16 protein-coding genes are annotated in these 12,413 nt (G+C 70.3%); 9 read left to right on the top strand and 7 right to left on the bottom strand.

The features are described 5' to 3' along the window. Positions 1 to 55 precede the first annotated feature (55 nt). The 5 genes from ACFJGV_RS01410 to ACFJGV_RS01430 all read left to right on the top strand — a co-directional run bounded on the left by ACFJGV_RS01410 (position 56) and on the right by ACFJGV_RS01430 (position 3,425). Positions 56 to 1,171: a thiamine pyrophosphate-dependent dehydrogenase E1 component subunit alpha gene (locus ACFJGV_RS01410; RefSeq protein WP_378146258.1), complete on the top strand. Its 1,116-nt coding sequence runs from the start codon at positions 56 to 58 to the stop codon at positions 1,169 to 1,171. A gap of 19 nt (positions 1,172 to 1,190) precedes the next feature. Continuing rightward, the gene (locus ACFJGV_RS01415; protein ID WP_378146259.1) at positions 1,191 to 1,703 is read left to right on the top strand and encodes a type II toxin-antitoxin system PemK/MazF family toxin; all 513 of its coding nucleotides are present in this window, start codon (positions 1,191 to 1,193) and stop codon (positions 1,701 to 1,703) included. A gap of 278 nt (positions 1,704 to 1,981) precedes the next feature. Continuing rightward, positions 1,982 to 2,539 carry an RNA polymerase sigma factor gene (locus ACFJGV_RS01420; RefSeq protein ID WP_378146260.1) on the top strand — a complete coding sequence of 186 codons (558 nt, stop codon included), beginning with the start codon at positions 1,982 to 1,984 and terminating at the stop codon, positions 2,537 to 2,539. Then, entirely contained in the window at positions 2,536 to 3,129 is a 594-nt protein-coding gene (locus tag ACFJGV_RS01425) for a hypothetical protein (protein WP_378146261.1), read from the top strand. Before ACFJGV_RS01420 ends, ACFJGV_RS01425 begins: the two co-directional genes overlap by 4 nt. After that, complete coding sequence (locus tag ACFJGV_RS01430; RefSeq protein WP_378146262.1) at positions 3,126 to 3,425, top strand: hypothetical protein; 300 nt, start codon at positions 3,126 to 3,128, stop codon at positions 3,423 to 3,425. Before ACFJGV_RS01425 ends, ACFJGV_RS01430 begins: the two co-directional genes overlap by 4 nt. 79 nt (positions 3,426 to 3,504) lie before the next feature. Here the strand turns inward: ACFJGV_RS01430 and ACFJGV_RS01435 are convergent, their stop codons facing one another. Genes ACFJGV_RS01435 through ACFJGV_RS01450 form a run of 4 tightly spaced genes read right to left on the bottom strand, consistent with a single transcriptional unit; the run spans position 3,505 to position 5,781 of the window. Continuing rightward, positions 3,505 to 4,278, bottom strand: a complete 774-nt coding sequence (locus ACFJGV_RS01435; RefSeq protein ID WP_378146264.1) for an ABC transporter permease — start codon at positions 4,276 to 4,278, stop codon at positions 3,505 to 3,507. After that, positions 4,275 to 5,036: an ABC transporter ATP-binding protein gene (locus tag ACFJGV_RS01440; protein WP_378148605.1), complete on the bottom strand. Its 762-nt coding sequence runs from the start codon at positions 5,034 to 5,036 to the stop codon at positions 4,275 to 4,277. Before ACFJGV_RS01440 ends, ACFJGV_RS01435 begins: the two co-directional genes overlap by 4 nt. A 14-nt stretch (positions 5,037 to 5,050) precedes the next feature. Beyond that, the gene (locus ACFJGV_RS01445) at positions 5,051 to 5,413 is read right to left on the bottom strand and encodes a DUF1048 domain-containing protein (RefSeq protein ID WP_378146265.1); all 363 of its coding nucleotides are present in this window, start codon (positions 5,411 to 5,413) and stop codon (positions 5,051 to 5,053) included. Continuing rightward, a complete protein-coding gene (locus ACFJGV_RS01450) occupies positions 5,413 to 5,781 on the bottom strand; it encodes a PadR family transcriptional regulator (RefSeq protein ID WP_378146267.1) in 369 nt (122 codons plus the stop codon). Before ACFJGV_RS01450 ends, ACFJGV_RS01445 begins: the two co-directional genes overlap by 1 nt. Before the next feature lie 221 nt (positions 5,782 to 6,002). On the opposite strand from ACFJGV_RS01450, the gene ACFJGV_RS01455 reads away from it, so the two are divergent. Further along, positions 6,003 to 7,088 (top strand): fatty acid desaturase family protein, encoded by a 1,086-nt coding sequence (locus ACFJGV_RS01455; protein WP_378146268.1) that lies wholly within the window; start codon positions 6,003 to 6,005, stop codon positions 7,086 to 7,088. A 56-nt stretch (positions 7,089 to 7,144) separates the two neighbouring features. Here the strand turns inward: ACFJGV_RS01455 and ACFJGV_RS01460 are convergent, their stop codons facing one another. From ACFJGV_RS01460 to ACFJGV_RS01470, 3 genes are read right to left on the bottom strand one after another with little or no spacing between them, the layout of a single operon-like run. Further along, positions 7,145 to 8,110 carry an arsenic resistance protein gene (locus ACFJGV_RS01460; RefSeq protein ID WP_378146269.1) on the bottom strand — a complete coding sequence of 322 codons (966 nt, stop codon included), beginning with the start codon at positions 8,108 to 8,110 and terminating at the stop codon, positions 7,145 to 7,147. Between the two features lie 31 nt (positions 8,111 to 8,141). Next, complete coding sequence (locus ACFJGV_RS01465) at positions 8,142 to 8,606, bottom strand: phage tail protein (protein ID WP_378146271.1); 465 nt, start codon at positions 8,604 to 8,606, stop codon at positions 8,142 to 8,144. A 24-nt stretch (positions 8,607 to 8,630) separates the two neighbouring features. Further along, positions 8,631 to 9,113, bottom strand: a complete 483-nt coding sequence (locus ACFJGV_RS01470; RefSeq protein WP_378146273.1) for a winged helix-turn-helix transcriptional regulator — start codon at positions 9,111 to 9,113, stop codon at positions 8,631 to 8,633. Positions 9,114 to 9,215: 102 nt separating this feature from the next. Here ACFJGV_RS01470 and ACFJGV_RS01475 point away from each other — a divergent pair, with 102 nt between their 5' ends. The 3 genes from ACFJGV_RS01475 to ACFJGV_RS01485 all read left to right on the top strand — a co-directional run bounded on the left by ACFJGV_RS01475 (position 9,216) and on the right by ACFJGV_RS01485 (position 12,408). Then, on the top strand, positions 9,216 to 9,917 hold the full coding sequence (locus tag ACFJGV_RS01475) for an SDR family oxidoreductase (protein ID WP_378146275.1): 702 nt from the start codon (positions 9,216 to 9,218) through the stop codon (positions 9,915 to 9,917). Between the two features lie 73 nt (positions 9,918 to 9,990). Beyond that, entirely contained in the window at positions 9,991 to 11,166 is a 1,176-nt protein-coding gene (locus ACFJGV_RS01480) for a zinc-dependent alcohol dehydrogenase (RefSeq protein WP_378146277.1), read from the top strand. A gap of 90 nt (positions 11,167 to 11,256) precedes the next feature. Further along, positions 11,257 to 12,408, top strand: coding sequence for an SLC13 family permease (locus tag ACFJGV_RS01485; RefSeq protein WP_378146278.1), 1,152 nt, complete (start codon positions 11,257 to 11,259; stop codon positions 12,406 to 12,408). Positions 12,409 to 12,413 lie beyond the last annotated feature (5 nt).

The raw sequence follows: 12,413 nt of genomic DNA on the forward strand, positions 1-12,413 counted from the left end.
TGGACCGACGTACATACTGTTCACGTTCTCACCCTGAGCGCGATGAGAGGCCCCAGTGCTCCCCTACGACGAGACCGTCCGCTTCCTCAGCGTCGACGGCGCCTACGAGCCGAGCGAGGCGGCGCAGCCCTTCGCGTCCTACCTCGACGACCTCACCACCGATGACATGGTCGGCTTCTACCGCGAGATGGTCGTGGTGCGGCGCATGGACCAGGAGGGCCACAACCTCCAGCGTCAGGGGCAGCTCGGGCTCTGGGTGCCCTCGCAGGGGCAGGAGGCCGCGCAGATCGGATCAGCCCACGCGGCGCGCGCCCAGGACCACCTGTTCCCGTCGTACCGCGAACATGCCGTCGCCTACGCGCGGGGCGTCGACCTGATCGGGGTCGTCGCGCTCCTCCGCGGGCTCACGCACGGCGGATGGGATGCCACCGACCCGACCAACGGGAACGTCCACAACTACACGCTGGTCATCGGGTCGCACGCCCTCCACGCGACCGGATACGCGATGGGCATGGCGCTCGACGGCGTGGTCGGCACCGGTACCGACGACGATGCCGCGGTGCTCTGCTACTTCGGCGACGGCGCGACCAGCCAGGGCGATGTGAGCGAGGCCTTCGTCTTCAGCGCGAGCAGCCAGGCGCCGGTGGTGTTCTTCGTGCAGAACAACCAGTGGGCGATCTCCGTGCCCGTGACCACCCAGTCGAGGGTCCCGCTCGTGGAGCGGCCCCGCGGCTTCGGCATCCCCAGCACGCAGATCGACGGCAACGACGTGCTCGCCTCGTATGCCGTGACGCGGATGCACCTGGACGCCGCCCGCGCGGGCGAGGGCCCCCGCATGATCGAGGCGCTCACCTACCGTCTCGGCGCGCACACCTCCTCCGACGACCCGAGCAAGTACCAGGCGCCAGAGCTGCTCGCCGAGTGGCAGGCCAAGGATCCGGTGCCGCGTCTGCGCCGCTACCTCGAGTCGCTGGGCGTCGAGAGCGCTGTGTTCGACTCGATCGACGTCGAGGCGGAAGACCACGCCGCCGACATCCGCCGCCGCACGCTCGAGCTGCCGGTGCCCGACGCGTCGGCGCTGTTCGACCATGTGTACAGCGAGCCGCACCCGGTGATGGCCGAGCAGAAGGACTGGCTCGCCCGCTACGAGGCCTCGTACGGCAAGGCCTGACCGGATCCCGGGTGGTGTGGTGAGGGCATCGCGGGCGGGCGACGAGAGCCCCGGTCGATCCGGTCGGTGGGCGACGACCGAGGTCGACCCGCCGTCTCTGCGCGGACTCTCGATCGCCTACTCGCCGACGACCGACGGCCGCGCCGACCCCGGCGAGGTGGTCTGGACGTGGGTGCCCTATGAAGAGCACGACGGCCGTGGCAAGGACAGGCCCGTCCTCGTCGTCGCCGCCCTCCCCGACGCCTCGCTCGTCGGCGTGCAGCTGACGTCGAAGCCGCACGACGACCGCTGGACGATGAGCATCGGCCCGGGCCCCTGGGACTCCAGCGGCCGCCCCAGCTGGGTGAGGCTCGACCGCGTGTTCCGCCTGCACCAGGCCGGCGTCCGGCGGGCCGGCGTCGCGCTGGACGCCGCCCGCTTCGACGCGGTGAGCGCGGAGCTCGCCCGCCGCTACGGCTGGCCCGCGCCCCGCCCACGCTCCCGCCCCGGCCTCGTCCGCCGCTTGCTCACCCGCCTCTTCCGCCGCCCCTGACCCGAGCGTGCGTGTTCTCCCGCCTCGCCCCCCCCCGGTTCGTACAGGGGTTTGTCCGGGTTTCCGTCGCCTTTCGCGCGATTCACGACGGAAAGGTGGACAAGCCCCGGCGGGTCTGCGGCGGGGAAGGCCCTTCGCCTTTGGCCCTGGGGAGGGCGTGTCCTTCCGGTTCGGCGGACGGGGTGGGCCCGCCGCGCGGCGGACGGGGGCGCCCGGCTCGCTGGAGGAATGCTCAGACCATCTTGCGGAGAACGACACTCCGCACCTCACTGAGAGGGATGAACCGGCACCCGCTCGACGACGCGCCCGACGCGCTGCTGGTGGAGCGCGCCGGGGACGGCGATGCCGCCGCGTTCGAGGTGATCGTCCGCCGCTACAGTCGACGGCTCCGGGCGTACGCGGCCCGCATGATGGGCTCGTCGCTCGAGTCGGACGATGCGGTGCAGGACGCCCTCATCGCGGCCTGGGACCGCATCGACACGCTGGAGGACGGCTCGGTCCTGCGCAGCTGGCTCATGCGGATCGTGACGACGAAGTGCCTCGATCGGATCCGCCGGAGGAAGGACCACCTCGTGCTGGAGGAGAGCTGGACCGTCTCCGCCCCCTCGGCCGACCTGCCGGAGCGGCGGGCGGAGACGGCCGCCGCGCTCGGCGATCTCGACGCCTCGCTCAGCCGCCTGCCCGATCTGCAGCGGCAGACCTGGATCATGCGAGAGTGGGGTGGCGCGTCCTACGACGAGATCGGGAACGCCCTGGGCATCGCGCCGTCGACCGTGCGAGGCCTTCTGGCCCGGAGCAGGCGCACGCTGATGACCGACATGGAGGGATGGCGATGACGGACGAGCAGCGCGACCTCTTCGACGAGGAGCGTCTCGACGGACACACCGTCGAGGAGCTCTCGGACTACCTGGATGCGGGCCGCCTGCCGGCGGATCCGACCATCGACGACTCGGCGGGCTGCCAGATCGCCCTCGCAGCGTTGGAGCGGCTCCGGGCGACCTCTCTCTCCGCCCTCGACGCGGCCGAGAGCGCCACGCCCCACGACGAAAGCTGGATCCGCAGTGTGATGGCCGACATCGCGATGGATGCGCACGCCGGCCGCGACATCCCCATCCCGTATCCGGACCCCGCGGTGCGGCTCGCCATCACCGAGGGTGCGGTCCGCGAGCTCGTGCGGTCGGTCGGCGATGCCCAGGAGGGGCTGCTGGTGGGCCGGGTGCGGCTGGTGGGCGACGTGGAGACGCTGGGCGCGCCCGTGGGGCTGCAGATCACGGTGACCGTCCGATACGGGTACGAGATCCCCGTCGTCGTGGCCGCCCTGCGCGGGGCCGTGCGCGCCGCGCTCCTGCACCATGTCGTGCTCGACGTGGACGACATCGAGGTGACGGTCACCGACATCCATGGACTGCCCGAGGAGCTGCGATGAACGACCCCATCCTGAGCGAGGCTCTCACCGGGCGACTGACGGAGGTGGAGGGCGTGTCGCGCCTCTATCGCACCGGCGCGCTGGGCGGTCTGCAGGCGATCGTGACGCGGGGCGAGCCGACCGCGAGCGTGAGCACGTCGGACGAGGCGACGGTCGTCGTGGCGAACCTCGGCGTGACCACCGCCCGACCGGCGTGCGCGACGCTCATCGAGGCGGCCGACGCGGTGATCGCCCAGATGCGATCGGATGGCATCGCCGAGAGCGATGTCACACTGCGGGTGTGCCGGATCCTCTGACCCGACACCTCAACCCGGGTTGGCCTGCCGACCCGCGACATCCGCGGGCCCGGCATCCCCAGGCTGAGCACCCGCAGGCTCAGCGGAGCCGTCGACGGAAGACCACGACGGCCGCCGCCCAGGTGACCAGCAGGATGCCCACGCACCAGGCGAGCGCGACCCAGAGCTCGCCGCCGACGGGTCGACCGGCGAGCAGCGCGCGCAGCGAGTCGACGATCGCCGTGACGGGCTGGTTCTCGGCGAACCACCGCACGGGCCCGGGCATCGACGCCGTGGGCACGAACGCGGAGCTGAGGAACGGCAGGAGCAGGAGCGGGTAGGAGAACGCGCTCGCGCCGTCGACCGACTTGGCGGTGAGCCCGGCGATGACGGCGAGCCAGGTCAGCGCGAGGGTGAACAGCACCAGGATGCCGGTGACCGCGAGCCAATCGAGCACGCTCGCGGGGGAGCGGAACCCGATGAGCGCGGCGACGCCGACCACGAGGGCGAGCGAGAGGAGGTTCGCCGCGATCGAGGTGAGCACGTGCGCCCAGAGCACCGAGGACCGCGCGTTCGGCATCGACTGGAGGCGCTCGACGATGCCGCCCTGCACGTCGAGGAAGAGCCGGAACGCGGTGTACGCGATCCCGGAGGCGATCGTGATGAGGAGGACGCCGGGCAGCAGGTAGTCGACGTAGGAGCCCTCACCGGCCGCGCCGCCGAGGTCGACGGCCCCGCCCAGGACGAAGACGAAGAGCAGCAGCAGGGCGACCGGCATGAGCGCCGTCGTGATGATCGTGTCGGGGCTGCGCAGGATGTGCTTGAGGGAGCGCCCGGTGAGGGTGGCGGTGTCGCTGATGACGTGGATGCTCATGGCACGATGTCCTTCTGCGTGAGGCTGAGGAAGATCTCCTCGAGGGAGGGTTGCTTCACCACGTACTCGGTGTGCGCCGGGGGGAGGAGCGCGCGCAGCTCGGCGAGGGTGCCCTCGACGAGGATGCGCCCCTGGTGCAGGATCGCGATGCGGTCGGCGAGCTGCTCCGCCTCCTCGAGGTACTGCGTGGTGAGAAGGACGGTCGTGCCGCTCTCGGCCAGACGCGAGATGGTGCGCCACACCTCCTGGCGTGCCTCCGGGTCGAGCCCGGTGGTGGGCTCGTCGAGGAACACGACGCGCGGATCGCCGACGAGGCTCATCGCGATGTCGAGCCGGCGGCGCATCCCACCGGAGTAGGTGTCGGCCCGGCGGGATCCGGCCTCCGTGAGCGAGAAGCGCGCGAGGAGCTCGTCGGCGGCGGCGCCGGGGGAGCGCAGATGACGCAGACGCGCGATGAGCACGAGGTTCTCGCGCCCGCTCAACCGCCCGTCGACGGCCGCGAACTGGCCGGTGAGGCTGATCGCGGCACGGACGCCCTGAGCGTCGCGGGCGACATCGAGCCCGTCGACCGCGGCGGTTCCCGCATCCGCCCTGAGGAGGGTGGAGAGGATCCGGACGAGGGTCGTCTTGCCCGCGCCGTTCGAGCCGAGGAGCGCGAACACGGTCCCCGGCTCGATGCGGAGGTCGACCCCGTCGAGCACCGTGACGTCCTTGAACGACTTGCGGAGGTCTCGGACCTCGATCGCCGCCGTGTTCATGATCGCCGCCGTGCTCATGATCGGTCGTCGGCGATCTCGTCGATGGTCCTGGCGAGGCGAGCGCGCTCCTTGGCGATCCATCCGCCGTCGGAGTACGTGCGTGCGAAGGTCTCGGCGAACTCGACCGGGTCGCCACCCACCAGGTCGCGGATGGGCGTGCCATCGGCGGCAGCGCCCTCGAAGAGATCGGCGAGGTCCTCGAAGAGCATCACCAGCTGGACCCCGTCGGTGGGCGTCTCGCCCGAGTTCATGAGGTAGCGCTCGATGGCATCGACGGTGGTGCGATAGGGCGGAGGCAGAGCCTTCGTGCGCGCCTTGTAGGCCCGCCAGCGCTTCTTCTCGCCGATGATCTTGGCGGCGAGGTTCGACAGTGACATCAGTTCTCTCCTTCTCTGTGGAGCCGGCCTTCTCGGTGGAGCCGGCCTTCTCGGTGGAGCCGGTCGATGCGCTCCGCGAGGAAGCTCCAGTTCCTCCAGAACTCGTCCAGATACTCGCGGCCGGCGGCGTTGAGCGTGTACATCTTGCGCGGGGGGCCCTTCTCGGACGGCACCTTCTCGACATCGACGAGTGCGCGCTGCTCCATGCGCACGAGCAGTGCGTAGACGGTCCCCTCCGCGATCTCGCTGAACCCCTGCTCGCGGAGCCACGAGGTGATCTCGTACCCGTAGGCGGCTCGGCTCGCGAGGATGGCGAGGACGATGCCCTCGAGGGTCCCCTTGAGCATCTCCGTGATCTGCTTCGGCACGATAGCGCTCCTACTCAGCGTCACTGGTATTCAGTGTCATTGACTACTGGTACATAGTAACGCCGAATAGTGGATCGTCAAGAACCGATTCCTCGAAAGTCACGTGAGGCATCCAGGTCGCAGAGGCGGGTTGCCAGGTTCGGCACGTAGCGTGGGCCACATCCTCGAGGACCTCCTCATCACCGCGGCTGGGAAGTCGAACCCGATCGGTCAGGAACTCCTTGAGTCTTTCGTCCGCTGTCCGCACCACCACCCCACGTCGCGATCGGCCTTCGATCACGAGCAGCTACACCACGCTCATCTCCAGCGTCCGCGAGGCCGGCCTGCTGCGGCACCGGCCCGGCTTCTACTGGGCCGTGTTCGGCGGCCTCGTGCTCGCCCTCGGCGGAGCCATCGCCGGCTTCGTCCTCCTGCAGGAGTCGTGGTTCCAGCTGCTCATCGCCGCGGCGCTCGGCATCATCTTCACGCAGTTCGCGTTCCTCGCCCACGAGGCGTCGCATCGGCAGATCTTCGCCGACGGCCGTCGCAACGACCGCGCCGGGCGCGTCCTCGGCACGGCCTTCGTCGGCATGAGCTACCAGTGGTGGATGACGAAGCACACTCGCCACCATGCCAACCCGAACCGGGTGGGCAAGGATCCCGACATCGAGGTCGACACGGTCTCGTTCCTCGAATCGGATGCGGCCCGCCAGCACGGACTGATGGCGCTCGTGACCCGCAAGCAGGCCTGGCTGTTCTTCCCGCTGCTGCTTCTCGAGGGCCTCAACCTCCACTACCTGTCGGTCAGGTCGCTGCTGCGTTGCGGCCCCGTCGACGGGCGCATCCTCGAGCTGTCGACCCTGGTGCTCCGTCTCGGGCTCTACGTCGGCGTGATCTTCTGGGTGCTGCCGATCGGGATGGCGTTCGCCTTCCTGGGCGTGCAGCTCGCCGTCTTCGGGTTCTACATGGGGGCCTCGTTCGCCCCCAACCACGTGGGCATGGCCATCATCCCGGCCGATTCGAAGATCGACTTCCTGCGCAAGCAGGTGCTCACCTCGCGCAACATCACCGGCGGGATGCCGATGACGGCGCTGATGGGCGGCCTCAACTACCAGGTCGAGCACCATCTCTTCCCGAGCATGTCCCGTCCTGCGCTGGCGCGGGCCCGGCACATGGTCATCGCACACTGTTCCGCCAACGGCATCCCGTACACCGAGACCAACCTCGTGGTCGCCTACCAGCAGGTGCTCGGCTACCTGAACCGCGTGGGTCTCGCGGCGCGCGATCCCTTCGACTGCCCCCTGGTGAACGCGTATCGCAGACGCTGATCGCAGCACCGCACCGCCAGGGCCCGCGCCATCGACACGAGTCGGTCGTGCGGGCCCTAGTCGTCGAGCCGATCGCGTCGGCGGAACAGCCCGACCAGCAGCACCATCCCGACCAGCTCGACGAGGGTCTGGGTCACCACGGCGAGCGCGGCGATGCCGAGTGACGGCGGCAGGGCGAGCGCGAGGGGGAGCACGACGAGCGAGTTGCGGGTGGCCCCGCTGAAGGTCACCGCACGGGCGCTCGGAGTGTCGAGCCGCGCGATCCGGGCGACGACGAGTCCCACCGCCACCATGGCGCCGAGGAACACGATGTAGAGAGGGATCAGCCTGACCAGGGTGCCGACCGCGGTCCCCACCGCGGCGATCTGCGAGGCGACGACCACCGCGAGGGTGAGCGCCATGAGCGGGACCATCGCGCCGGTCGATGCCCTCTCGACGACGGCGGCGGACCGCATCCTGCTCGTCAGCGCCTGCACGACGGCGGCCGCGGCGAGGGGCAGGGCGATGAGCAGGAGGAACGCCTCGATGAACGGCGCGAGGTCGAGGTCGGCGGTGGCGTCGGCGCCGGCGAAGAGCGCGAGGTAGCCCGGCAGCAGCACGATCTGCAGCAGCATCACCAGGGGCGTGCACGCGAGCAGCCTCGCCCTGTCGCCTCCGGCGAGGCCGGTGAACACCACGACGTAGTCGACGCACGGGGTGAGCAGCACGAGCAGCACACCCAGCAGCAGCCCGCGGTCGTCGACCACCCCCCTCGAGAGCGCGAAGGCCGCCAGTGGCGCGACGACGAAGTCGAGAATCAGCACGGTGACCAGGAACCGCACGTCGAGGAACGAGCGCGCGAGCCGTAGCAACGGCACGCCGACGAACGTCGCGAACAGCAGCAGGCCGAGGATCGGTGTGATCGTGAGCGACAGCGCGGGGGCCGCGCTCGGCGCGAGGAGCCCGACGACGGCGCCGAGGCCGAGCGCGGCGAGAGGGACGGCGACCTGATGCCGGTCCCACCAGGAGACCGCGGCGATCATCGGGTGCGGGATGCTCAGTGCTCGTGCCCGCTCAGTGCTCGTGCTTGATCACGAAGAACGAGCCGCGGATCGTGCCCGCGAGCTTCGATCGCTGACGGGCGAACCTGAAGCGCGACGCCAGCTCCTCCGGCACCTCCATGCCGTCGGAGAGCTTGAACCCGACCGCGCGCTTCCCGCCCTCCTCGAGCGTGTACATCACATTGATCGAGAGCCCGCTCTCGTAGAACACGTAGGCCATGCGGATGCCGTCGACCACGAACTCCGTCGCCTCGAGGGGTCGCGACGCGATCTCGAGGTCGCGCTCGTCGTCGAGGATGCCGTGCACCCAGTCGACGATCTCGGGGACCTCGTCGGCGGGTGAGGTCGTGAAGACGTGGTCGTACTTGGTGCGGAAGTAGCGCGCCTCGTTCGCCCGGAGCCCCGCGAGCGCATCGGCGACCGGCGATGACTCGAGCCCGGCGGTGGAGACGGTGACGAAGTCGACGGTGTGAGCCATGGGCCCATCATCCGGCAGAACGGCTCAGGGAGCCAGATGCTCGACGCCCCGCGTCAGTCGTGCCGCGATCCGGTCGCGGTCGACGATCCCGCCCTCGTGCCCGTCCACGCCCGCGATCGCCGCCACCGCGGTGAGCGGACGTCCCGACTCGGCGTCGACGAAGCTCAGCAGGGGCCGCTCCTCGGCGGGCCGGTGCCGATCGGCCCAGCCGCCGAGTGCGAGCAGGACGAGGGCCAGGTCGCGGCCGGCCTCGGTGAGCACATACTCCTCGTGTGTGCGGCCCGTCTCCGGCTTGTAGGAGCGCCGCTCGAGCACTCCGCCGTCGACGAGGCTGCCGAGCCGCGCCGTGAGGACCTCGCGGGGGATGCCGAGCGAGTCGTGGAACTGGCCGAAGCGGGTGGCGCCGGCGAGGGCGTCGCGCACGATCATCAGCGTCCACTTCTCGCCGAGCACGTCGAGCGAGCGGGCGATGGGGCAGCGGTCGTCGCCGCCGAGGATGCCGAGCATGCTTTCAGCATAGTTGGGTTCGACAAGCAGACTGCGATGTCGTAGAGTCTGGATTCCGAACTCAGCAGGATGCTGGGTGCAGAGCTCACCAGGGAGCACATCATGGACATCTCCGGGAAGACGGTGCTCGTCACCGGCGCGAACGGCGGACTCGGTCGGCACTTCGTCGAGCAGGCACTCGATCGCGGTGCGGCGCGCGCCTACGCCACGGCACGGCGGCCCCAGGCGTGGGCGGAAGCGCGGGTCGTGCCCCTGGCCCTCGACGTCACCGACGACGCGAGCGTCGCCGCCGCGGCGAGCACCGCGTCCGACGTCGACATCGTGATCAACAACGCCGGTGTCGGGGGCACGTCGTCGCTGCTCGACGCCACGGTCGACGACGTCGAGCGTGTGTTCGCCACCAACGTGTTCGGGGCGCTCCGTGTCGCGAAGGCCTTCGCTCCGGTGCTGTCCTCGCGAGGGGGAGGGGCGCTCGTCGACGTGCACTCGGTGCTCAGCTGGCTCGCCATCGCGGGTGGGTACTCCGCTTCGAAGGCGGCGCTCTGGTCGATCACGAACTCGCTCCGCGTCGAGCTCGCGCCCCAGGGCACGCTGGTCGTGGGCGCGCACCTGGGGTACACCGACACCCCGATGATCGCCGACGTCGAGGTCGAGAAGAACGATCCCGCCGACATCGTGTCGGCCATCTGGGATGCGGTCGCCGCGGGTGAGGACGAGGTGCTCGCCGACCAGGTGAGCCGCGACGTGCGGTCGGCGCTGTCGGCTCCCGTCCGCGCGCTCTACCCGCAGCTCGCCGCGCACTGACCCGCGCCTACCCCCGCCGAGCTCCGCGGGCAACCTGCTCGCGACGTGCTCCCGGTCCGGGTAGGCCGGGAGCATGAGAGCTCTCACCTGGCAGGGAACGATGAAGGTCCGCGTCGAGGAGGTCCCGGATCCGGTGATCCAGGATCCGGGCGACGTGGTCATCCGGATCACGTCCACGGCGATCTGCGGATCCGATCTCCACCTGTACGACGTGCTGGGACCGTTCCTGTCGAAGGGCGACGTGCTCGGCCACGAGCCGATGGGCATCGTCGAGGAGGTGGGGGAGGGCGTCACGACGCTCGTCCCTGGAGACCGCGTGGTCATCCCGTTCGTCATCGCCTGCGGCCACTGCTACATGTGCCGACGGGGGTTGACGACGCAGTGCGAGACCACCCAGAACCGCGCCAGCGGCACGGGCGCCTCGCTCTACGGCTATACCGAGCTCTACGGCTCGGTGCCCGGCGGGCAGGCGGAGCGCCTGCGGGTGCCCTTCGCCGACTTCAACGCCCAGAAGGTCGGCCACGACCTGCCGGATGAGCGCTACCTGTTCCTCAGCGACATCCTGCCGACCGCCTGGCAGGGGGTGCAGTACGCGGGGCTGGAGCAGGGCGATGTGCTCGCCGTCATCGGCCTCGGCCCGGTGGGGCAGTTCGCCGCCCGCATCGGTGTGCACCTCGGACACCGGGTGATCGCGGTCGACCCGGTCCCCGAGCGCCGTGCCATGGCGGAGCGACACGGCGTCGAGGTGCTCGACCTCACCGACGACGTGCTCGACCGCCTCCGTGAGGCGACCGACGGTCGCGGTCCCGATGCGGTGGTGGATGCCGTGGGCATGGAAGCGCACGGCAATCCTGGCGCGGCGTTCGCTCAGTTCGCGGCTGGACTCCTGCCCGATCCACTCGCGAAGAAGGCGGCCACCACGGTGGGCGTCGACCGTCTCGCCGCCCTGATGCTCGCACTCGACTCGGTCCGCCGTGGCGGAACGGTCTCGCTGAGCGGTGTCTACGCGGGCGCCGCCGATCCGATGCCGCTCATGACGATGTTCGACAAGGGACTCACGATCCGGATGGGGCAGTGCAACGTGCACCGCTGGCGCGACGAGCTGCTGCCCCTGGTGGAGGACCCGGCCGACCCGCTCGGCGTCACCGACCTCGTCACGCATCGCGTGCCGCTGGAGGAGGCCGCTCGCATGTACGACGTGTTTAAGGAGAAGGAGGACGGCTGCATCAAGGTTGTCCTCACTCCGTGACGGCCGGTGGCGCACCCAGGCTGCTGTGATCCGGGCGGGCCGAGGTCGACCTAGAATCGCGATATAGAGACTCGACCCGCCCCCCGGCGAGTGGGCCCGATCATCACGATCGCGCTGCTCGCGCTCGCCGTCGTCTGCGTTGCGACCGGCTTCCTCCCGCCTCCCGACACCGGGGCGCTGATCGCGCGCATCGCGCCCGTGCTCGGCTTCGTCGTGGCGATCACGATCGTGGCCGAGCTCGGGAGCGAGGCCGGCGTCTTCGAGGCGCTCGCCGAGCGCATGGGGCGGTGGGGTCGCGGACGCGTGGTGGCGCTCTGGGCGTCGGTGATCGTCCTCGCGGTGCTCAGCACGGCGTTCCTGTCGCTCGACACCACGGCCGTGCTCGTCACGCCGGTGGTCGTGCTCCTCGCCCAGCGGGTGGGGATCTCGCCGATCCCGTTCGCGCTCGCCGCTGTGTGGCTGGCGAACACGGCGTCGCTGCTGCTGCCCGTCTCGAACCTCACCAACCTGCTGGCCACCGACAGGATCGGCGGGGGAGCGGGCGCGTTCCTCGCGCTGAGCTGGGCGCCGGCGCTCATCGGCATCGCGGTGCCCGTGGTGCTGCTCAGCATCCTGTACCGCCGCTCGTTGACCGGGTCGTACACGGTGGCTCCCGTCGAGCCGGCCGACGACCGGGTGCTGCTCGTCGTGTCGGCCGTCGTCACCGTCGTCCTCCTGCCGATGCTCGTCATCACCACCGAGGTGTGGATCCCGGCGTCGATCGCCGCCGTCGTGCTCCTCGTGCTCTTCGCGGTGAGGCGTCGTTCGGTGATCCGCGTCGGCCTCATCCCGTGGAACGCGCTCGGCATCGCGCTGGCGCTGTTCGTCCTGGTCGAGACGGCCCACGCCCACGGGCTCGAGGACCTCCTCGCCAGCGTCGCGGGCACCGGGACCGGCCCGCTCGACCTGCTGAGGTTGGCGGCTCTCGGCGCGCTCGGCGCGAACGGCATCAACAACCTGCCGGCCTACCTCGTGCTCGAGCCGCAGGCGGCCGGCGATCCGCTTCGGCTGATGGCGCTCCTCATCGGCGTGAACCTGGGACCGTTGGTGAGCCCGTGGGCGTCGCTCGCGACGCTGCTGTGGCACGACCGCGTGGTGTCGCTCGGCGTCACCGTGCGGTGGGGGCGCTTCGCGCTGATGGGTCTCCTCGCGGTCGCGATCATGATCCCCCTCGCGACGGTCGTCCTCGCGCTCGTGCACTGACGCTC

Source organism: Cnuibacter sp. UC19_7, assembly GCF_042699995.1.
Taxonomy (GTDB): domain Bacteria; phylum Actinomycetota; class Actinomycetes; order Actinomycetales; family Microbacteriaceae; genus Cnuibacter.

Coding starts and splice junctions, on each gene's coding strand:
- ACFJGV_RS01465 (WP_378146271.1), bottom strand. CDS start 8,606: ATGGCTCACACCGTCGACTTCGTCACCGTCTCCACCGCCGGGCTCGAG.
- ACFJGV_RS01445 (WP_378146265.1), bottom strand. CDS start 5,413: ATGTCACTGTCGAACCTCGCCGCCAAGATCATCGGCGAGAAGAAGCGC.
- ACFJGV_RS01460 (WP_378146269.1), bottom strand. CDS start 8,110: ATGATCGCCGCGGTCTCCTGGTGGGACCGGCATCAGGTCGCCGTCCCT.
- ACFJGV_RS01480 (WP_378146277.1), top strand. CDS start 9,991: ATGAGAGCTCTCACCTGGCAGGGAACGATGAAGGTCCGCGTCGAGGAG.
- ACFJGV_RS01475 (WP_378146275.1), top strand. CDS start 9,216: ATGGACATCTCCGGGAAGACGGTGCTCGTCACCGGCGCGAACGGCGGA.
- ACFJGV_RS01435 (WP_378146264.1), bottom strand. CDS start 4,278: ATGAGCATCCACGTCATCAGCGACACCGCCACCCTCACCGGGCGCTCC.
- ACFJGV_RS01420 (WP_378146260.1), top strand. CDS start 1,982: ATGAACCGGCACCCGCTCGACGACGCGCCCGACGCGCTGCTGGTGGAG.
- ACFJGV_RS01430 (WP_378146262.1), top strand. CDS start 3,126: ATGAACGACCCCATCCTGAGCGAGGCTCTCACCGGGCGACTGACGGAG.
- ACFJGV_RS01470 (WP_378146273.1), bottom strand. CDS start 9,113: ATGCTCGGCATCCTCGGCGGCGACGACCGCTGCCCCATCGCCCGCTCG.
- ACFJGV_RS01440 (WP_378148605.1), bottom strand. CDS start 5,036: ATGAACACGGCGGCGATCGAGGTCCGAGACCTCCGCAAGTCGTTCAAG.
- ACFJGV_RS01425 (WP_378146261.1), top strand. CDS start 2,536: ATGACGGACGAGCAGCGCGACCTCTTCGACGAGGAGCGTCTCGACGGA.